This is a genomic window from Streptomyces sp. NPDC005791 (assembly GCF_042871485.1).
GTDB lineage: Bacteria > Actinomycetota > Actinomycetes > Streptomycetales > Streptomycetaceae > Streptomyces.
Window position 1 is genome coordinate 149250 of sequence record NZ_JBIAIP010000016.1, and the last position, 17871, is coordinate 167120.

Genomic DNA, 17871 nt, shown 5'->3' on the forward strand with positions numbered 1-17871 from the left:
CCATGGGCCGCTGCGGACGCGTGCGACAAGATCTTCCTCGTCGGCCGCGAGTGAAACAAGCCGTCAGCGACACGCTGACCAGCGTCGCACCCGACTCGGACACCTTCCGCGACGCCGTCGACGTACCCTCCGCTTCATGGGACGGGTCCAGCGGGCGGCCCGCGCTCAGCACCACCTCGAAGCCGCACCGACATCTCACCCAGCCGCTCCAGCGGCAGCCCGAACGGCATCCAGCCGTCGCCGTGCGGCAGCGCCCGGCGCAGCGAACGTGGGGTGCGGCCCCCGATCCACCACGGCACCCGGTCCCGCACCGCGATAGCCGAAGGAGGCGAGCACCCCAGTAGGTCCCACCGGCGCTGCGGGTCCGGTGCGCCGCGTTGTTCAGCGGGACCCGGGCACCTCCCGGCGCACCGGCTGCGGCTCACCACCCACCGGGACGGGGCCTGCGCCTGCCGGGCGGGAGACCTTGGATGGCCGCCGGCCCTCGCGTTCCGTCCTGACAGAGCGTCCCTGCGCGGACCCGCGGACTTCTGAGGGATACGCTGGAGAGGAGACGCGTCTGACCTCCTGTCACCGGACCGGCGTACGCCTGGGAGTATGAGTATTCACCGCTGTCTCACTTCCTGGAGTACGACGATGCCCCGGCGACACCTCAAGCCTCTGACCGGAGGACGCCGCGGGCCCGGGCGCCGGGACGACGCCGGGTGGTCGTGCACGGGCGCCTGCGACGGGCGGATCAGCACCGGTACTGCTCACGCAGGCGCCGGCTGACCGGTGAGGTGCGGGCAGATCGAGGACGCCGTCATTCCGGCCTCCGGTCCGTCCGAGCCCAGCGGTCACCGCACCATTGACGACTTTCCCTTCCCACGGCCCCGGAGACACCGCCATGCCACGCGTCCTCCTCGTCGAAGACGACCCCTCCGTGCGCGAGGGCGTCGAGCTCGGGCTGCGCCGGCGTGGACACGAGGTCCTCGCCGCCGCGACCGGCGAGGACGGTCTGGAGGCACTGGTCGCCTTCGGCCCCGACCTCCTGCTGCTCGACCTCATGCTGCCCGCCATGAGCGGCGTCCAGGTGTGTCGCCGGGTACGTGAGACCAGCCAGATGCCGATCATCATGCTGACCGCGCGCGGCGACGACGTCGACATCGTCGTCGGTCTGGAGGTGGGTGCGGACGACTACATCGTCAAGCCCGCCCGGACCGAGGTCATCGAGGCCCGCATACGTGCCGTACTGCGCCGCATCGAAGGCCCGGTCGACGTGCGGCCCGCAGTCGAGCACCACGGCGGACTCGACATCGACCGCGCCGGTTACACCGTCCTCAAGTCGGGCGACCGCGTCGCCCTCGCACCCTCAGAGCTGAAGCTGTTGCTGCACCTGTCCGCGGAGCCGGAGCAGGTCTTCAGCCGACAGCGGCTCCTGACGGACGTCTGGGAGCACAGTTACCACGACGACGTGCGTCTGGTGGACGCCTGTGTGCGCCGGCTGCGCACCAAGATCGAAGATCCGTCCCGCGATCCTCGGTACATCCAGACCGTGCGGGGCTTCGGCTACCGCTTCGGCCCGCTGTGAAGATGTCCGGAGTGACCGCCGCGTTCGGGCTGCGCACCCGGCTCGTGATCGCGTTCCTGCTGGTGGCCGCGGTCAGCGCTGCCACCACCGCCGCGCTGACCTATCGGGAGGCGCGCAGCGCGGTCCTCGTGCGTGCGCAGGACACGGCCGTCGCCTCCTTCCGCGAGGAGGTCGAGCAGTTCGTCCCCAGCCTGCCCCTGGACCCGGATTCGCTGCGGTGGTACCTCTACGACATCGCGGCGCGTGCCCAGCCCCATCCGTGGATCGTCTTCGCCGAGTACGGCTCGTTGCGCGCGTCCTCGGGCGACCGGCCCGTCTCCGGCGTTCTGACCGCGGAGCTCCGCCGCACCGCGCACACGTCGCCGCACGGGAGCTTCGAGCGGGTCGTCAAGGACGGGAGCGCGTACCTGACGATCGGGATGCCGGTGATGACCCGGGTCGTCGCCGGCGGCGACGCGGTGCCGAGTGGCCTGGTTCTCTTCGCCGTCATGGCCATGACGAATGAGGAGTCGGACATCGGCGCGCTGGTGACCGCTGCCCGCGACGGCGCGCTGCCGGGGCTGGCCGTGGCACTGGTGCCCGCACTCCTCGCGGCGCGCAGCGTACTGCGCCCCGTCCGCGCACTGCGGCGTGCCGCGCACTCCATGGGGGGCGGACAGCTCGACACGCGTATCCCGGTACACGGACGGGACGAGATGGCCGACCTGGCCAGGACGTTCAACGAGTCGGCAGCCCGCCTCGAACGCTCCGTGGAGGAGCTGCGGGACGCCGGGGCGCGGGCCCGGCGCTTCGCCTCGGACGTCTCGCACGAGTTGCGCACCCCACTCGCCGGCATGCTCGCCGTCACGGACGTGGTGGACGAGGACGCCGGGACACTCGACCCCGACACCGCCCGAGCAGTGCGCCTGATCAGCGCCGAGACCGGCAAACTGGCCGTACTGGTGGAGGATCTGATGGAGATCTCCCGCTTCGACGCCCGCGTGGTGGAGCTCAACGCCGACGAGGTGGACGCGGCGGAGGCCGTACGCAGCACCCTGTCCGGCAGGCAGTGGCTCGGCCGGGTCCACGCGGAGCTGCCCGTCGGCTTACGCATCCGCCTCGACCCGCGCCGCTTCGACGTCATCGTGGCCAACCTGGTCGGCAACGCCCTGCGTCACGGGGCCGAACCGGTCACCGTGCGGCTGTCGGCACGCGGAGGTGTGCTGATCACCGAGGTGCACGACAGTGGCCCCGGGATCCCGCCGGACGCGATGCCGCACATCTTCGACCGTTTCTACAAGGCGGACGCCGCACGTTCCCGCTCATCGGGCAGCGGCCTCGGGCTGGCGATCACCGACGAGAACGTACAGCTGCACGGCGGCACGATCCGCGCGGAGAACGCGCCCGGTGGAGGCGCGCTGTTCACTGTGGAACTCCCCTTCGGCGGGCCCGCGTCCGCGCCGGACAGCCGCGACCGGACGGAGGCCACCGCGTGAGGAAGCCGGCTTCCCGTGCCTGTCGAGCGGTCCGGCTCGCCGCGCTGACGGTGCTCGCCGCGGGCCCGCTCGTCAGCTGCGGTATCCAGGAGACAGCCGTGATCGAGGCGGGCAGCCCGGCTGTCGCCGATCTGCTTCCGCCACGTGAGGGACGTGTCCTGCTGTTCTTCTACTCCTCGGAGAACGAGCTGCTGCCGGTGCCGAGGACCGTCGACACACCAGGGGGGAGCGGCAGCGCGGGCGTCGTCGGCGCGGACGACCCGCCGGCCCGCCGGGACCCGCTCCCGGTGAAGGAGGGGACCTCGCCGCGTGCGGCCGTCACCGCCCTGCTCGCCGGGCCTGACGAAGCCGAACGGCGGGCCGGGTTCCACAATGCTCCTTCGCTGCCCCGTACCGCATCCGCCACGGACCGGATCGTGAAGGGCGAGCGCACCGTCGAGGTCGAGTTGCGTCTGCCGGTGGCGCACCTGACCGCCCCCGCCCGCGACCAGCTCGTCTGCACGGCCGCGTACGCGGCGCATGCGCAGGGGGCCGTGTCTGTGAGCCTGGTCGGGCAGGAGGGGCGCCTGGCTCCGGCCGACTGCCCCGTCCGCCCGGTTGCGGTCCCGGCACGCTGAACCGTGGCTTCCGGACCCGCACGGACGGCTGCGGCCCGCCGGGATCCCCGTTCCGGCGGGCCGCTCTGCTCAGCTCACCTGCCGAAGAAGGCGTTGTGGATCGTGACCGTCGACCGGTTGTCATCCGTGTCGGTGACAACGGCCTTCAGCGAGATCGCCCTGTCCTTCTCCGGGGCGCGCACCGTGATCCTGTCCGCCGTGACCGGCACGGGCAGCCACGTCGTGTCGTCGTACGACACCAGGACGCGCAGGGTCTTCAGACCGGCGCCGGCCGCCGCGCCCTGCACCTCGACCGGGATGGTCTGCTTGCCGCCCGCCGGGACCGTGGAGTCCAAGGCGAGTTGCGGCAGGAAACGGACCGTGGAGACCGGGAGGGCGGTCGGGCTCTCGGTGCGGGCCGAGTCGAAGGTCCACGAGGCGTCGATCCGGGTCCCGGTGCGGTTGAACGCCGGGTTCCGGTGGACCGTCGTCGCCACCGTGTACGCGGCGGAATCCGACGGCAGCGTGAAGGACTCCTGATCGATGGCGGTGTCCTTCCGCGTGAGCAGTTCGCCGTTGCGGTGGATGGTGGTGCTCGCGTCCGAGTATGCGGCGAACCCGGCATGGCCCGCCCCGTCACTGACAAGCGGCAACGCGCCGTAGATGTCGTCGCCGTCCCGTACGATCCCGTCGTTCGCGCTCATCCGCGGCCCCAGGACCCCGACATTGAAGGTCTCGGTGTACGTCGCGCCCGCCTTGAACCGCTGCGGCTCGTCTAGCTGGAACGCCGAGTCCAGGCGCCGGTAGCCCGCCGGGTCCGTCTCACCCAGGACACCCGCGGCGATGTTCCAGACGGCCCCGTCGGCCGTGGACAGATACACGTTGCGGGTTCCCGGTGCCGACTGCACGGAGTACAGGGCATCGACGCCGCCCCCGTAGTCGAGGAGACCGTTCGCGGCGAGGGCACCCTCGAGGCCGGGAACGGACGACCCGATCCTCGCCTTCACCAGGGCCATGTCCTTGGTCGTGTAGGTCTTGCTGTAGCCGGTGGCCAGCTTCTGGACCGGTCCGCCGGTGAGGACGTTGTATTCGGTGGTGCCCCGCTCCCAGTGCGCGGACCACTGCTGGGCAAGGGCGCCGTCGTCCAGCGCGGGGCCCTGGTACGCGGTGCGCAGGTTGTCGAAACTGCTGAAGTCGCGCCCCTCGATGATGAAGATCTCGGGCGTGCTCAGGGTGTACATCATTCCGGCGCGCGTGGGGCGGGCGGCCGCGTCCGGCACCTTGAAGGTCACCGGCCGGGTGGTCCGGGCGTCAAGGGTGACCGTGGTGGGACCGGTCACCGCGAGCTGCGGATTGGTGATCAGATCGGCGCCCTTGCCCGGGGCCGCGGGATCGGCCAGCATGTCGGCGGCGAGGCTGTAGGTACCGCGCGGCAGCCGGACCGTGGCGGAGCCCGACGACAGATCCGGGAAGAACCGCTTGCCCGCGGCGGACCCGCCGTAGCCCTTCAGGTCGGCCTGCCAGTCGGTGCCGGCCGCGCCGTCCCGTCCGACGGCCTTGAACGTGACGTCGTACGACTCGCTCTCACGCTCCACCGCTGCCGGGGTGCGCACCGTCCGGCCGCCGCCGGACGCGACGACCGTGGCCGAGTACGAGCCGTCGACCGTGCCGCCGAGCCGGGTGTCGGCCGTCAGGTCCACGGAGGCGTCGCCGCCTGCCGGAACCGTGATCCGCTGCGTCCCGAGGGTGAAGAACCCGGCAGGGGCGGCCTGTCCGTCCCCGCCGGTGGGCGCCGCCAGCGACAGGTCCAGCGTCACGTCGGCGGTGCCGTTGTTCCGGTACGTCACCTTCTCGGTGACGGGTCTGTCATCGGTGTGGGGCCACTGCTGGGTCTCCAGGCTGATCGCACCCGGTTCGGAGACGACCGTCTGGTCGATCGCGTCGTCGACGGCCAGCCGGCCCGCGCCCTGTTGGAAGACCGAGTGGGAGACGTCCTTGGCTGATCCTGTCAGGACGGCCTTGATCTGGGCGCCCGTCCAGGTGGGATTCTTCTGCTTGAGGATCGCAGCCGCACCCGCGACGTGCGGGGTCGCCATCGATGTGCCGCTCAGACCGATGTATCCGGGAGGGTTCTGGTCCGAGGTGCCGGCCGCAGCGGCCGCCGTGATCTCCACGCCGGGCGCGGTGATGTCGGGCTTGACCGCGCCGTCCCCGGTGCGGGGCCCGACGCTGGAGAAGTCGGCCATCCGGTCGTCGTCGTCGACAGCGCCGACCGTCAGGGCCGCGTCGGCGCTTCCCGGCGATGCGACGGTACCCCGCCCCGGACCGCTGTTGCCGGCGGCTATCGCGAAAAGGACACCCTTCTCGGCGGAGATCGTCTCGACCTGCGCTTCCAGCGGGTCGATCCCCTGGGTGTCAGGGCTGCCCAGGCTCATGTTGACGATGTCGGCACCCTGGGCGACGGCCCAGTCGACACCCGCGAGAATGCTCGAGTCGTCACCGACGCCATGGTCGTCGAGCACCTTGGCGTTGATCAACCGGGCTGCGGGCGCCACGCCCTTGAACCGGGCGTCCTTCGCCCCCGTACCGGCCGCGGTGGAGGCCACATGCGTGCCGTGTCCGACGCGGTCCCGGGCGTCCGGGGAGCCGCTGAAGTTCTTCTCCGCCACCACCCGGCCGGCCAGGTCGGGGTGGGTGGCGTCGATCCCGGTGTCCACGACGGCGATCTTCACACCGGCGCCGTCGTACGAGCGGGCCCAGGCCGCCGGAGCACCGATCTGGCCGGTGCTGTGGTCGAGCGACGCCTTCCGAACGCCGTCCAGCCAGATCTGGGCGATGCCGGAGGTCCTGGCCGCCGAACCGTCGTCCTGGTGACGGGTCAGGGCGTTCCACAGCGAGCCCGTGCCGTCAGCGGTACCGGCAGCGGCGGTGGTGACGGCGTCGGCGTGGAGGGCCGACAGAGTCCGGCGAACGGTGGTGCCGTCGGATGACCGCACCTCGGCGCGGGCGGACTCGGCCGCCGGTCCCCGGTAGCCGACGATCACCTTCAGCCCGGCCCGGTGAGCCTTGCGGCTCGCCGGTTCGGCGAGTCCGGTGATGTCGAACAGCCGCCGGTCCAGTGTGCCGTCGGCGATCAGCCGCCGGGCGTCACGCGGGACCACATGGGTACGGCCGTTGTAGGTCTCAGTGAAGAAGGGAATGTCCTCCCGGCCCTTGGCCCGCTGGATGCCGCCGACCCGGCCACGGGAGTCCACGAGGACCCGGTCGCCGGTGATCAAGGTGACGGTGTGCACAGCCTTGCCGGCCGCCCTCAAGTCCTCGGCGGTGACCGGAAGCGCGGTGTCCGGACCGATGGTCCCCGCCGATGCCGGTCCGGTCATGCCCGCCGTCAGGACGATGGCGGCCGCAGCGACGGCGGCATGCGCCTTCGTTGATCGTTTACGCAAGATTGCCCCTGCTCAGGAGTGGATCGGGCGGGCGAAGGCCCGGCCCGCACGGGGGCACATTCGGATGAGTGTGCGATCCCCGGAGTTCTGAAGTATTCCGGGGTCGCTCGGACGCACTCAATGATCGTTGTGTAACAGCCGTTCGGAGTGACCGGGCGCAGCCGGGAGGGCCCGCGCACACCCGTGCGTCAGACGCGTACCCCGTGGCGGATCACCTTGCCGGTCGCGTTGCGCGGCAGCTCGTCGGTGGTCAGCCGCCACCGCTGGGGCACCTCGAAGGAGGCGAGTTCGCCCGTCGCGTGCTCAAGCAGCACCCCCTCGGTGGCCGTCGAGCCGGCGGCGAGCACCACCGCCACGGCGGCGACCTCCTGACCGAGGCCGGGGTGAGGCCCCCCGCTCCTACGGTGGTACTCGACGACGGCCGGCAGGTTGCCGTGCGTGTGCACAGCGCCCTTCGGGCGGCCCGAGGTGCCGAGGTGTGGAGGATGACGGCCGGGCGGCTGGGAGGTCGGTGCGACGTTCGGCGTGTTCGACGTACTGCTCAGTCCGCCCCCCGCGCAGCCACCCCACTGCTCGGCACCTCGGACACCGTGGTCCCGGAGGCGGTCTACCGGCACGCCTCCGTCCACTCCGCCTTCACCAGCGTGTACAACGCGACCTGGATGCCCGCGATGTCCGTTCCTTTCGGTCGGGACAGGCGGGCCTGCCGCTCGGCGACCAGGGAGGCCCCCCGGGGGCTCCGCCCACCCTGTGACCACCTCAGGTGTCGCGGGTGGCGACCATCCCCAGCGTGGCGAGCCCCAGGATCACCCAGCCGAACCAGAGCCAGCCGTTGCTCCCCAGCGCCACCGTGTACGCCGTCACCGCGACCAGCGCGCCGACGGTGAGCACTCCCATGGTTTTCGTGGATCCAGGCATGAGCACACGCTCCTCACCCGGCCGACGGCCGTTGCAGCCATGGTCACCCCTCAAGGGCGCCCACCGCTACTGTCCGCGGGTCTGCAGCGAGGCGAGGTAGGCGTTGTACGCCTTCAACTCCTGATCGCCGTCCCGGTCGGCGGCCCGGTCGGAACGCTTGGCCGTCCGCTGTTCGGAGCGGTACCACTGGAAGACCAGCGCGATCAGCACCAGCACGGACGGGATCTCGCTGAACGCCCAGGCGATGCCCCCGGCCGCCGACTGGTCGCTCAGGGCGTCGATACCGAGCGAGGCCGGAGGACTCTCGTACGCCTTCACCATCGGCTGGCTCGCCATCATGAGCGCGATCCCGAAGAACGCGTGGAACGGCATGCCCGCGAACAGCTCCAGCATGCGCATCACGTAACCGGGCCGGTGGGGACCGGGGTCGACGCCCATGATCGGCCAGAAGAACACCAGGCCGACCGACAGGAAGTGGACCATCATCGCGATGTGGCCCGTCTTCGATCCCATCAGGAAGTCGAACAGCGGCGTGAAGTACAGCCCGTACAGGCTGGCGATGAAGAGCGGGATCGTGAACACCGGGTGCGTGATGATCTTCATGTAGCGGCTGTGGAGCAGCTTGAGCAGCAGCTCGCGCGGACCCGTACGGCCCCGCCCCGCCACCGGCAGGGCACGCAGTGCCAGCGTCACCGGCGCGCCCAGCAGCAGCAGGATCGGCGACACCATGCTGATCACCATGTGCTGCACCATGTGCACGCTGAACATGACCATGCCGTAGTCGTTGAGCCCCGTACACATCACCAGGGCGATCGACAGGACGCCGACGACGAAGAACACGACCCGGTTCACCGGCCAGCCGTCGCCCCGGCTGCGCAGCCGTGCGACTCCGTAGCCGTACAGGGCGAGTGCGGCGAGGCAGCCGACGAGGAAGAACGGGTCCGCGGAGAATTCGAGCCCGCGTCCCAGCGTGAACGGCGGCAGATCCGTGTTCATGCCGTGCCCGCTGTGATCCATCTGTTCACTCCCGCTGGGGACGTCCCCGTTTCGTGCCGGTTGTCCGGTCCAGACTAGAACCGCCCCCGGCCGCTGGTGCGGCCGGGGGCGGTTCACGGGGTGTGGTGACCGTCAGAGCACGACCTGCGCCTCGGCGTAACGCTCGGCCGGGACCGTCTTGAGGGTCTCCACGGCCGCCGCCAGCGGAACCATCGTGATGTCCGTGCCGCGCAGCGCCGTCATCATGCCGAACTCGCCGCGGTGAGCGGCCTCCACCGCGTGCCAGCCGAAGCGGGTGGCCAGGACGCGGTCGTACGCGGTCGGGGTGCCACCGCGCTGCACATGGCCGAGGATGACCGGGCGGGCCTCCTTGCCGAGACGCTGCTCCAGCTCGCCGGACAGCTGCGTCGCCACGCCGGCGAAGCGCTCGTGGCCGTAGATGTCCTTCTTGCCCTGGTTGAACTCCATGGAGCCTTCCCGGGGCTTGGCTCCCTCCGCCACGACGACGATCGCGAACTTCTTGCCGTCCGAGAAGCGCCGGCCGACCAGCGCGGTCAGCTCGTCGATGTCGAAAGGCCGCTCGGGTACGACGATGGCGTGAGCTCCGGCCGCCATGCCCGAGTGCAGCGCGATCCAGCCGGTGTGCCGCCCCATGACCTCGACGATCAGCACCCGCTGGTGCGACTCGGCCGTCGTCTTCAGCCGGTCCAGCGCCTCGGTCGCGACCCCGACGGCCGTGTCGAAGCCGAAGGTCACATCCGTGGAGGCGATGTCGTTGTCGATGGTCTTGGGCACACCGACGATGGGCAGACCCGCCTCGGAGAGCAGGTTGGCGGCCTTCAGCGTGCCCTCGCCCCCGATCGGGATGATCGCGTCGAGGCCGAGATCGGCGACATGGCCCTTCGCGCGCTCCACGCCGTCACGCAGATGCGCGGGCTGGACACGGGAGGAACCGAGGATCGTGCCACCGCGGGCCAGGATGCCGCCGACCGCGTCGAGGTCGAGCTTGCGGTAGTCGCACTCGAGGAGACCCCGCCAACCGTCGTGGAATCCGATGACCTCGTCGTCGTGGTCGACAACGGCGCGGTGCACGACGGAACGGATGACGGCGTTGAGGCCGGGGCAGTCGCCACCGGAGGTGAGCACACCAATTCGCATTGCCCGGGAACCTTTGCAACGTGGGCCGACGCCGGACCACGTCGTCCGGTTGGATCCCCGCCACCCTACCGGCGTGGGGTGTCGGTACCGAACCCACTGTCCGACTGCTGGACGTCCACCGGATGTACACCGGCCGCACACGTACGGACCGGCCCTTCGCGAAGGGCCGGTCCGTATCGGGAGGTGCGGGCGAAACGCGTCAGGCGGGCTGGGTCGCCGAGGCGATCCGCTCGGCGCGCAGCGCCTCGTACCACCGGTCGTCGCACGGCGGCAGCGCGTTCACGTCGAGGGCCAGCTTCAGCAGCAGGTCCGCGATCAGCGGGTTACGCGCGAGGACCGGCCCGTGCATGTACGTGCCGAAGACGGTGTCGTTGTACGCCCCCTCCGTACCGTCACCCGTGCCGTTGCCCTGGCCCAGCCGCACCCGCGCGAACGGGCGTGCCGCCGGGCCGAGATGGGTGATGCCCTGGTGGTTCTCGAAGCCGGTCAGGGGCGGCAGGCCCAGGTTCGGGTCGATGTCCCCGAGCACGTCGCCGACGCACCGGGCACCCTCACCCCGGGTCGAGACGACATCGAGCAGCCCGAGGCCGGCCTCGCGCTCGCCGAGGTCGTTGATGAACTCGTGGCCGAGGATCTGGTAGCCCGCGCAGACCGAGAAGATGATCGCGCCGTTCGACGCCGCCCTGCTCAGTCCACCGTCACGGCGCAGCCGCTCCGCTGCGAGCCGCTGCGGCCGGTCCTCACCGCCACCGATCAGATAGATGTCGCCCGACGTCGGGACGGGCTGGTCGCTGCGCACGTCCACGCGCGACACGTCGAGACCGCGCTGGCGTGCCCGGCGCTCCACCACCAGGGCGTTGCCCTGGTCGCCGTAGGTGCTGAGGAGGTCGGGGTAGACCCACACCAGCCGCAGGCCGTTGTTGCTCATGCTTCGTCCTCTCCGGGGGGTGCCCGCGCGGGGGTCAGTTGCCGACACGACGGCGCAGATCCTGGAAGGCGGTGTAGTTCGCGATGACCTCGATACGGCCGGGCGGAGCCATCTGGACGGCCTCGTCCAGGTTCTCGCAGACACGGAAGTCGAGTCCGGCCACCTCGAGCCGGACCGCGAGGTCCAGCTTGCGGTCACCGAGCACGAAGATCGGGTGGCCGTAGAGCTGGGTGTAGTCGACGTCCCACAGCCAGGAGGTGTCCGTGCCGTCGGCGCCGCGGGCGTTCACCGAGAGGATCACCGGAGTGGGCGGCGGATCGATCAGGGAAAACGTTTCGAGCCAGCCCGCCGGGTTCTTCGCCAGCAGGAGCCGGAGCTCACGGCCGAGGAAGCTGACGACGTCGTAACGGCCTGCCACGGCCTGCACCTGGTACATCCGCTCCAGGGCCACCTGCGGCGGCACGCCGAAGACCGCGGCCACGGCGGCCGAGCTGGTGGCGTTGGCCTTGTTGGCCCGCCCCGGCAGCTGGAGGTGGATCGGCCACGCGGAACCGTGCGGGTCCAGGACGTAGTCGCCGTTCAGTGCCCAGCTCGGAGCGGGGCGGCGGAAGCCGCACTCGCCGCAGAACCAGTCGTCACCGGGGCGCTGCATCACACCACCGCAGGACGGGCACGACCAGGCGTCGTCCTTCCAGGCCTGCCCGGCCGCCACCCACACCACGTTGGGGGAGGAGGACGCCGCCCAGACGATCAGCGGGTCGTCGGCGTTGGCCACGATCACGGCCTTGGAGCCCGACAGGCCCTCCCGCCACTGCTCCGCCATCATCCGGGTCTCCGCGGCGCGGTCCAGCTGGTCGCGCGAGAGGTTGAGCAGCGCGATCACCTTCGGCGTCGTGTCGCGTGCCACGCCGGCGAGATACTTCTCGTCGACCTCGATCACGCCGTACTGCGCGTCCGAGCCGCCGGCCAGCGCGGAAGTGATCCCCGCGGGCATGTTGGCTCCGAGCGCGTTCGACACGACGGGCCCGGCGGCCCGGAGTGCCTCGGCGATCAGCCGGGTGGTGGTCGTCTTGCCGTTCGTCGCGGACACGAGGATCACGTCCAGGTGCTGCGCCAGCCGCCCGAGCAGGTCGGGGTCGAGCTTGAGCGCCACCCGGCCGCCGATCACCGATCCGCTGCCGCGCCCCGCAGCGCGCGACACCGCCGCCGCGGCCTTGCCCGCCGTCACGGCGAGCTTGGCCCGCGGCGACAACGGCTCCGTGTTGCCTGCCATCGTCCTAGATCCTCCTTGCGTAAGTCCGCGCCCAGCCTATCGATGTCCGGCGCGACGACCGCACCTCGGCACCGCGCGGAACGTGGAGGTCACGTGGAACGTACGCTTCTCCCCATGCGAAACCGCCCGATCCCCGGCAGTTCCGGACGCGTTCGTGCCTTGAGCCTGTTCGGCGCCCCGGCACTGCACGGCCCCTGCGACGACGTCACGGACTTCGGGCCGTCGCTCGCCCGCCTGGTCGACGACATGTTCGCCACCATGTACGCCGCGAACGGCGTCGGGCTCGCCGCGAACCAGATCGGCGTGCCGCTGAAGGTGTTCGTCTACGACTGCCCGGACGACGACGAGGTCCGACACCTCGGCCATCTCGTCAACCCCGTACTCGTCGAGGCCGACGGGATCACCGTACGCGGACCGGAGGGGTGCCTTTCACTTCCGGGGCTGGAAGCGGGCACCCCTCGCTTCGACCGCGCGGTGGTGGAGGGCCGGACCGTGACCGGGGAGCCGGTGCGGATCGCCGGCACCGGCTGGTTCGCCCGCTGTCTGCAGCACGAGTGCGACCACCTCGACGGCCTGGTCTACCCGGACCGGCTGACGGGGCTGCGCCGTGCCAGGACGCTGCGGGCGGCCCGGCGGGCGCCATGGGGGCGTACGGCCGCCGGCTGAGCCGGCAGGGGTGACTCAGAACCCCGGGCCCCCTGGCAGGTCGCCCGCTTCGGCCAGCCTGCCCCACAGCAGGTCGGCGAGGCTGCGTACCAGCTGCTCGCGCGAACACGGGCGGTCACCGAGCCACCAGTCACCCGCCGCGTGCATCATGCCGACGATGCCGTGGCCCCAGATCCGGGCGACCTGCTCACTGTCCGGGCCGAGATCGACCCGCTCCGCGATCACCTTGCCCAGCTCCTCACCGAGGCGGCGCAGCAGTGGTGCCGAGTGCCGTCCGACGTCGAAGCCCTGCTCGGGCGTGGGGGCCGCGTCGTCGGACGGGTGCATCAGGAAGCGGTACACCTGCGGACGCGCCTCGATCGCCGCCAGGTAGGTGTCCAGCGTCGACTCGACCCGTTCGCGCCGCTCGGAAGGTGCGTCGAGCGCGGCCCGCAGCGCGCTCAGCAGGGCATCGGTGTGCCGTTTGGCCAGCGCGCGGTAGAGCCCGCCCTTGTCGCCGAAGTGCCGGTAGAGGATGGGCTTGGTGATCCCGGCCTCCGAGGCGATCGCGTTCATCGACGCCTTCGGGCCGTCCCTGAGCACCACTCGGTCCGCGGCTTCCAGCAGCTCCCGACGGCGGCGTTCGGCTGCTGTGCGCTGCCGTTCGGCCCCTCGTGTGGTCTCCATGTCGTACTCTCCCACCCCACCCGGCTGTCCTGCGATCTCGTCACGCCCGGGCAACGTAACACCCTGCTCCGACATGCGCGGATCCGCAGGTGAGCGGTTGACAGGGGCTACTTGCTGGTAACAGACTGTTGTTACCGCTAGTAACGGTTTATCCGGAAGTGCATGGAGGGAACCATGGCCGAGTTCACGCTCGAGCTCAACGACGACCAGAAGCAGGTCCGTGACTGGCTGCACGGATTCGCCGCCGAGGTGATCCGGCCGGCCGCTTCGGAGTGGGACGAGCGTGAGGAGACGCCCTGGCCCGTCATCCAGGAGGCGGCCAAGGTAGGGATCTACTCCCTCGACTTCTACGCCCAGCAGTTCTTCGACCCCACGGGCCTCGGCATCCCCATGGCCATGGAGGAGCTCTTCTGGGGCGACGCGGGCATCGCCCTGTCGATCGTCGGTACGGGCCTGGCGGCCGTCGGCGTCCTCGCCAACGGCACCGAGGAGCAGATCGGCACCTGGATCCCCCAGATGTACGGCGACGCGTCGGACGTGAAGGTCGCCGCCTTCTGCTCCTCCGAGCCCGACGCCGGCTCGGACGTGGCCTCGATGCGGACGCGTGCCGTCTACGACGAGGCCAAGGACGAGTGGGTGCTCAACGGCACCAAGACCTGGGCGACCAACGGCGGTATAGCCAACGTCCACGTCGTCGTCGCCGTCGTGGACCCCGAGCTGGGCTCGAAGGGCCACGCCTCCTTCATCGTCCCGCCGGCCACCCCCGGTCTGTCGCAGGGGCAGAAGTTCAAGAAGCACGGCATCCGCGCCTCTCACACGGCCGAGGTCGTCCTCGAGGACGTCCGCGTCCCCGGGCACTGCCTGCTCGGCGGCAAGGAGAAGCTCGACGAGCGCCTCGCCCGGGCCCGCGAGCGCGCCAGGTCCGGCGGCGAACGTGTGAAGAACGCCGCCATGGCGACCTTCGAGGCGTCCCGTCCGGCCGTCGGCGCGATGGCGGTCGGCACCGCCCGCGCCGCCTACGAGGTCGCTCTCGACTACGCGAAGACGCGGACCCAGTTCGGCCGCCCGATCATCGACAACCAGGGCATCGCCTTCCAACTGGCCGACATGCGTACGCAGATCGACGCCGCGCGGCTGCTCGTCTGGCGCGCCTCCTGGATGGCGAGCGCCGGCAAGCCCTTCACGGCGGCCGAGGGCTCGATGTCGAAGCTCTACGCGAGCGAGACGGCGAAGACGGTCACCGCCCAGGCCGTGCAGATCCTCGGAGGCAACGGCTTCACCCGTGAGTACCCGGTCGAGCGGATGCACCGGGACGCGGCGATCTACACCATCTTCGAAGGCACGAGCGAGATCCAGCGCCTGGTCATCGCCCGCACCCTGTCGGGGATGCCCATCCGCTAGTCGCGCGTCGGCCAGGGTGTGCCGGTCAGGGAGCGGCGTCGCGGCGAGAGGGAGTGCCGGGCGCCGTGACGGGGCGGACCTCGGCCGACACGGCACGTTGTGTGCCGTGTCAGGGCATCAGGGCCGGACCACGTGTCTCGTCCACCGGTCCGGCCCTGCGTCCCCTACCGGGGAAGCTGCGACTCGATGAGCGCCACGACCTCGGGCGCCTCGGGCTCGGTGCCGGGGCGGATCCGGGCGACCGGCTCACCGGCCGGGGAGATCAGGAACTTCTCGAAATTCCACTGGACGTCCCCGGCCGTACCCTCGGCGTCGTCGAGCTTCGTCAGCTCCGCGTACAACGGGTGCCTGTTCTCACCGTTGACGTCGGTCTTCTCCAGCAGCGGGAAGCTGACTCCGTACGTCGTCGAGCAGAACGTCCGGATCTCCTCGGCGGTGCCCGGCTCCTGGCCGGCGAACTGGTTGCAGGGCACCCCGAGCACGGTGAAACCCCGGTCCCCGTACTCCTTCTGCAGCTTCTCCAGGCCGGCGTACTGCGGAGTGAGCCCGCACTTGGAGGCGACGTTCACCACGAGGACGGCCGAGCCCTCGTAGGCTCCCAGTGTGGTCGGTTCGCCGGCGAGGGAGCGGAGGGGGATGTCGTGCAGCGTCATGCGGGAACTCCTCGGTAGCGTGGCGTCGCCCTCATTGTGCCGTCCTTTCCGGGGAGACATCCCGGGGGCCGAGCGCCTTGTAGTACAGCGATGTCGCCTTCAGGGTGCCCAAGGGGTTCGCGGCGTAGTCCGGGATGGAGCCGCACGGGGTCCATCCCGCCGAGCGGTAGAGCCGCTCGGCGTCGCTTCCCGTCTCGGTGTCCAGGACCAGCAGCGTCAGCCCCTCCGCGGCAGCGGCCTGTTCCACGGCCGTCAGGAGCGCCCGGCCGACGCCCCGGCCGCGTGCCGAGGGCCTGACGACGAGCTTGGCGACCTCCGCGCGGTGGCGGGCATTGGGCAGAGCCGCCCTCACCAGGCCGATCGTGCCCGCCACCCGCTCGGCGTCCCGGGCGATCCAGACCTGCTGGTCACCCGCCTCCACGGCTGCGGCCCGCTCCCGCCACCAGGCGGCGGCCTCGGCCCGGTCCAGCGAGGCGAGGAATCCGACCGAGGCCCCGCCCTCCACGCTCTCGATCAGCAGGGCGGCGAGCTCATCGGCGTACGTGACCAGCTCGGGGCCGGACACGGCGGCGATCTCGGTCATGGTCTCAGGTCTCCTCGGTGTCGGGGCCCCGCCAGGCCGTGGTGTCCCGCCGGGGTCCACACGGTGATACCACGGAGTCCCGTCCCCGACGCGGTGGCCGGCCCCATCCATGACTTCGGCGACGCATGCATGTCCGACGACGTGACGGGCGCCATCGGGCTGCCGCGGCCCTGCTGCCCCGACGGAACGTGCCGAAAGGCTCACCACCGAGCTCCAGGCACCGCTCTGTGCCACGCCGACGCCCAGGCGGCGCGCCGAGTCCGGCCAACTCGTCGGAGAGCTGACCAGCCCTACGACGCTGATCCGACACGGATCCGCTGCGGGCGCCGTCCGCCGCACCGGCTTGAGAGGATCGCTTCGTGGAGTCCCTCGAACCCTTCCCCGGTTTTCCCGAACCGCCGGCCGAGCCGGAGCGTCCGGCACGCCACCGGACGGTGCGCTGCGCCCTGTGCGGACGTCCCCTCACCGGCGCGGAGTCACGGCGGGCCGGTCTCGGCCCCGCGTGCGACGCGAAGCTGCATCCTGCGGGGCCGGACATCCGTACCCGCCGCCACGAGGTCGACCAGGACCCCCTGCCCGGCGTCTGACCGGCCCGGCCGGGGCCCGGTACCCGACCGGGCCCCGGCCGCGCGGCTACGCGCCGTCCAGCCGACGGAACAGCCCTTCCTGCACCACCGACACCAGCAACTGCCCCTGGCGGTCGTAGATCCGGCCCCTGGCCAGCCCACGGCCGCCCGTGGCGATCGGTGACTCCTGGTCGTACAGGAACCACTCGTCCGCCCGGAACGGCCGGTGGAACCACATGGCGTGATCCAGTGAGGCCATGTCGAAGCCGCGCGGACCCCACAGCGGCTCGACCGGGATCCGTACCGCGTCCAGCAGCGTCATGTCACTCGCGTACGTCAGCGCGCAGGTGTGCACGAGCGGGTCGTCGCCCAGCGGGCCGACCGCGCGCATCCACACCGCGCTGCGCGGGTCCGCGTCCTCGATCTCCTCACGCGTCCAGCGCAGCCGGTCGACGTAGCGGATGTCGAAGGGCTGGCGCCGGGCCATCCGCTCCAGCGCCTCCGGCAGGCCGCCCAGGTGCTCGCGCACCTCGTCGGCCACCGTCGGCAGCTCGTCCGGATCCGGTACGACGCGGGCCGGCGGGAGCTGGTGCTCGAAGCCGGCCTCCTCCGGGCGGTGGAAGGACGCCGTCAGATTGAAGATCGTCCGGCCCTGCTGCACGGCCGTGACCCGGCGTGTGGTGAAGGAACGGCCGTCCCTCACCCGCTCCACGTCGTACACGATCGGCACGCCGGGACGGCCGGGCCGCAGGAAGTACGCGTGCAGCGAGTGCACCGGACGGTCCCCGTCCGTGGTGCGCCCGGCCGCGACCAGCGCCTGGCCCGCGACCTGCCCGCCGAAGACCCGTTGCAGGGACTCGTCGGGGCTGCGGCCACGGAAGATGTTGACCTCGATCCGCTCCAGGTCGAGCAGATCGACCAGGCTGTCGGCGGGGTTCCTCATGCGGTTCTTCTCCACTCTCCTGGCCGGTGCGCC

Annotated in this window: 18 protein-coding genes; 6 read left to right on the forward strand and 12 right to left on the reverse strand. The window is 71.1% G+C overall.

Going from position 1 to position 17871, the window contains the following annotated elements; genetic code table 11:
* Positions 1-134: 134 nt before the first annotated feature.
* Positions 135-428: an LLM class flavin-dependent oxidoreductase gene (locus ACFYSH_RS27970; protein ID WP_388756130.1), complete on the reverse strand. Its 294-nt coding sequence runs from the start codon at positions 426-428 to the stop codon at positions 135-137.
* 458 nt (positions 429-886) lie between these two features.
* Here ACFYSH_RS27970 and ACFYSH_RS27975 point away from each other — a divergent pair, with 458 nt between their 5' ends.
* Genes ACFYSH_RS27975 through ACFYSH_RS27985 form a run of 3 tightly spaced genes read left to right on the forward strand, consistent with a single transcriptional unit; the run spans position 887 to position 3662 of the window.
* Complete coding sequence (locus ACFYSH_RS27975; protein WP_359473596.1) at positions 887-1570, forward strand: response regulator transcription factor; 684 nt, start codon at positions 887-889, stop codon at positions 1568-1570.
* Positions 1571-1572: 2 nt separating this feature from the next.
* The gene (locus tag ACFYSH_RS27980; RefSeq protein WP_359473599.1) at positions 1573-3045 is read left to right on the forward strand and encodes a HAMP domain-containing sensor histidine kinase; all 1473 of its coding nucleotides are present in this window, start codon (positions 1573-1575) and stop codon (positions 3043-3045) included.
* Complete coding sequence (locus ACFYSH_RS27985) at positions 3042-3662, forward strand: hypothetical protein (protein ID WP_359473602.1); 621 nt, start codon at positions 3042-3044, stop codon at positions 3660-3662. Before ACFYSH_RS27980 ends, ACFYSH_RS27985 begins: the two co-directional genes overlap by 4 nt.
* 74 nt (positions 3663-3736) lie before the next feature.
* Here ACFYSH_RS27985 and ACFYSH_RS27990 read toward each other — a convergent pair whose 3' ends face one another.
* The 7 genes from ACFYSH_RS27990 to ACFYSH_RS28020 all read right to left on the reverse strand — a co-directional run bounded on the left by ACFYSH_RS27990 (position 3737) and on the right by ACFYSH_RS28020 (position 12360).
* Entirely contained in the window at positions 3737-7087 is a 3351-nt protein-coding gene (locus ACFYSH_RS27990) for a S8 family peptidase (RefSeq protein WP_359473605.1), read from the reverse strand.
* A gap of 188 nt (positions 7088-7275) precedes the next feature.
* The gene (locus ACFYSH_RS27995; RefSeq protein WP_388756134.1) at positions 7276-7704 is read right to left on the reverse strand and encodes a hypothetical protein; all 429 of its coding nucleotides are present in this window, start codon (positions 7702-7704) and stop codon (positions 7276-7278) included.
* 142 nt (positions 7705-7846) lie between these two features.
* Complete coding sequence (locus tag ACFYSH_RS28000; RefSeq protein ID WP_351280882.1) at positions 7847-8005, reverse strand: hypothetical protein; 159 nt, start codon at positions 8003-8005, stop codon at positions 7847-7849.
* Between the two features lie 66 nt (positions 8006-8071).
* On the reverse strand, positions 8072-9022 hold the full coding sequence (locus ACFYSH_RS28005; protein WP_388756137.1) for a cytochrome c oxidase assembly protein: 951 nt from the start codon (positions 9020-9022) through the stop codon (positions 8072-8074).
* A 111-nt stretch (positions 9023-9133) separates the two neighbouring features.
* A complete protein-coding gene (locus ACFYSH_RS28010; RefSeq protein WP_359473615.1) occupies positions 9134-10159 on the reverse strand; it encodes a 6-phosphofructokinase in 1026 nt (341 codons plus the stop codon).
* Between the two features lie 199 nt (positions 10160-10358).
* The gene (locus ACFYSH_RS28015) at positions 10359-11087 is read right to left on the reverse strand and encodes a glutamine amidotransferase (protein WP_359473618.1); all 729 of its coding nucleotides are present in this window, start codon (positions 11085-11087) and stop codon (positions 10359-10361) included.
* 34 nt (positions 11088-11121) lie between these two features.
* Positions 11122-12360 carry a MurT ligase domain-containing protein gene (locus ACFYSH_RS28020; RefSeq protein WP_359473621.1) on the reverse strand — a complete coding sequence of 413 codons (1239 nt, stop codon included), beginning with the start codon at positions 12358-12360 and terminating at the stop codon, positions 11122-11124.
* 114 nt (positions 12361-12474) lie between these two features.
* On the opposite strand from ACFYSH_RS28020, the gene def reads away from it, so the two are divergent.
* Entirely contained in the window at positions 12475-13026 is a 552-nt protein-coding gene (def, locus tag ACFYSH_RS28025; protein WP_359473624.1) for a peptide deformylase, read from the forward strand.
* A 15-nt stretch (positions 13027-13041) separates the two neighbouring features.
* On the opposite strand, the gene ACFYSH_RS28030 is transcribed toward def, so the two are convergent.
* Positions 13042-13692 carry a TetR family transcriptional regulator gene (locus ACFYSH_RS28030; protein ID WP_359473627.1) on the reverse strand — a complete coding sequence of 217 codons (651 nt, stop codon included), beginning with the start codon at positions 13690-13692 and terminating at the stop codon, positions 13042-13044.
* A gap of 174 nt (positions 13693-13866) precedes the next feature.
* Here ACFYSH_RS28030 and ACFYSH_RS28035 point away from each other — a divergent pair, with 174 nt between their 5' ends.
* On the forward strand, positions 13867-15093 hold the full coding sequence (locus ACFYSH_RS28035) for an acyl-CoA dehydrogenase family protein (protein ID WP_359473630.1): 1227 nt from the start codon (positions 13867-13869) through the stop codon (positions 15091-15093).
* A 164-nt stretch (positions 15094-15257) separates the two neighbouring features.
* On the opposite strand, the gene ACFYSH_RS28040 is transcribed toward ACFYSH_RS28035, so the two are convergent.
* Complete coding sequence (locus tag ACFYSH_RS28040) at positions 15258-15746, reverse strand: glutathione peroxidase (protein ID WP_359473633.1); 489 nt, start codon at positions 15744-15746, stop codon at positions 15258-15260.
* A gap of 31 nt (positions 15747-15777) precedes the next feature.
* On the reverse strand, positions 15778-16329 hold the full coding sequence (locus ACFYSH_RS28045; protein ID WP_359473636.1) for a GNAT family N-acetyltransferase: 552 nt from the start codon (positions 16327-16329) through the stop codon (positions 15778-15780).
* 359 nt (positions 16330-16688) lie between these two features.
* Here ACFYSH_RS28045 and ACFYSH_RS28050 point away from each other — a divergent pair, with 359 nt between their 5' ends.
* Complete coding sequence (locus tag ACFYSH_RS28050) at positions 16689-16916, forward strand: DUF6011 domain-containing protein (protein ID WP_359473639.1); 228 nt, start codon at positions 16689-16691, stop codon at positions 16914-16916.
* Positions 16917-16962: 46 nt separating this feature from the next.
* On the opposite strand, the gene ACFYSH_RS28055 is transcribed toward ACFYSH_RS28050, so the two are convergent.
* Positions 16963-17838 (reverse strand): acyl-CoA thioesterase II, encoded by an 876-nt coding sequence (locus ACFYSH_RS28055; protein ID WP_359473642.1) that lies wholly within the window; start codon positions 17836-17838, stop codon positions 16963-16965.
* Positions 17839-17871 lie beyond the last annotated feature (33 nt).

Coding starts and splice junctions, on each gene's coding strand:
- ACFYSH_RS27980 (WP_359473599.1), top strand. CDS start 1,573: ATGTCCGGAGTGACCGCCGCGTTCGGGCTGCGCACCCGGCTCGTGATC.
- ACFYSH_RS28005 (WP_388756137.1), bottom strand. CDS start 9,022: ATGGATCACAGCGGGCACGGCATGAACACGGATCTGCCGCCGTTCACG.
- ACFYSH_RS28040 (WP_359473633.1), bottom strand. CDS start 15,746: ATGACGCTGCACGACATCCCCCTCCGCTCCCTCGCCGGCGAACCGACC.
- ACFYSH_RS28030 (WP_359473627.1), bottom strand. CDS start 13,692: ATGGAGACCACACGAGGGGCCGAACGGCAGCGCACAGCAGCCGAACGC.
- def (WP_359473624.1), top strand. CDS start 12,475: ATGCGAAACCGCCCGATCCCCGGCAGTTCCGGACGCGTTCGTGCCTTG.
- ACFYSH_RS28020 (WP_359473621.1), bottom strand. CDS start 12,360: ATGGCAGGCAACACGGAGCCGTTGTCGCCGCGGGCCAAGCTCGCCGTG.
- ACFYSH_RS28000 (WP_351280882.1), bottom strand. CDS start 8,005: ATGCCTGGATCCACGAAAACCATGGGAGTGCTCACCGTCGGCGCGCTG.
- ACFYSH_RS28055 (WP_359473642.1), bottom strand. CDS start 17,838: ATGAGGAACCCCGCCGACAGCCTGGTCGATCTGCTCGACCTGGAGCGG.
- ACFYSH_RS28010 (WP_359473615.1), bottom strand. CDS start 10,159: ATGCGAATTGGTGTGCTCACCTCCGGTGGCGACTGCCCCGGCCTCAAC.
- ACFYSH_RS28035 (WP_359473630.1), top strand. CDS start 13,867: ATGGCCGAGTTCACGCTCGAGCTCAACGACGACCAGAAGCAGGTCCGT.
- ACFYSH_RS27975 (WP_359473596.1), top strand. CDS start 887: ATGCCACGCGTCCTCCTCGTCGAAGACGACCCCTCCGTGCGCGAGGGC.
- ACFYSH_RS28015 (WP_359473618.1), bottom strand. CDS start 11,087: ATGAGCAACAACGGCCTGCGGCTGGTGTGGGTCTACCCCGACCTCCTC.
- ACFYSH_RS28045 (WP_359473636.1), bottom strand. CDS start 16,329: ATGACCGAGATCGCCGCCGTGTCCGGCCCCGAGCTGGTCACGTACGCC.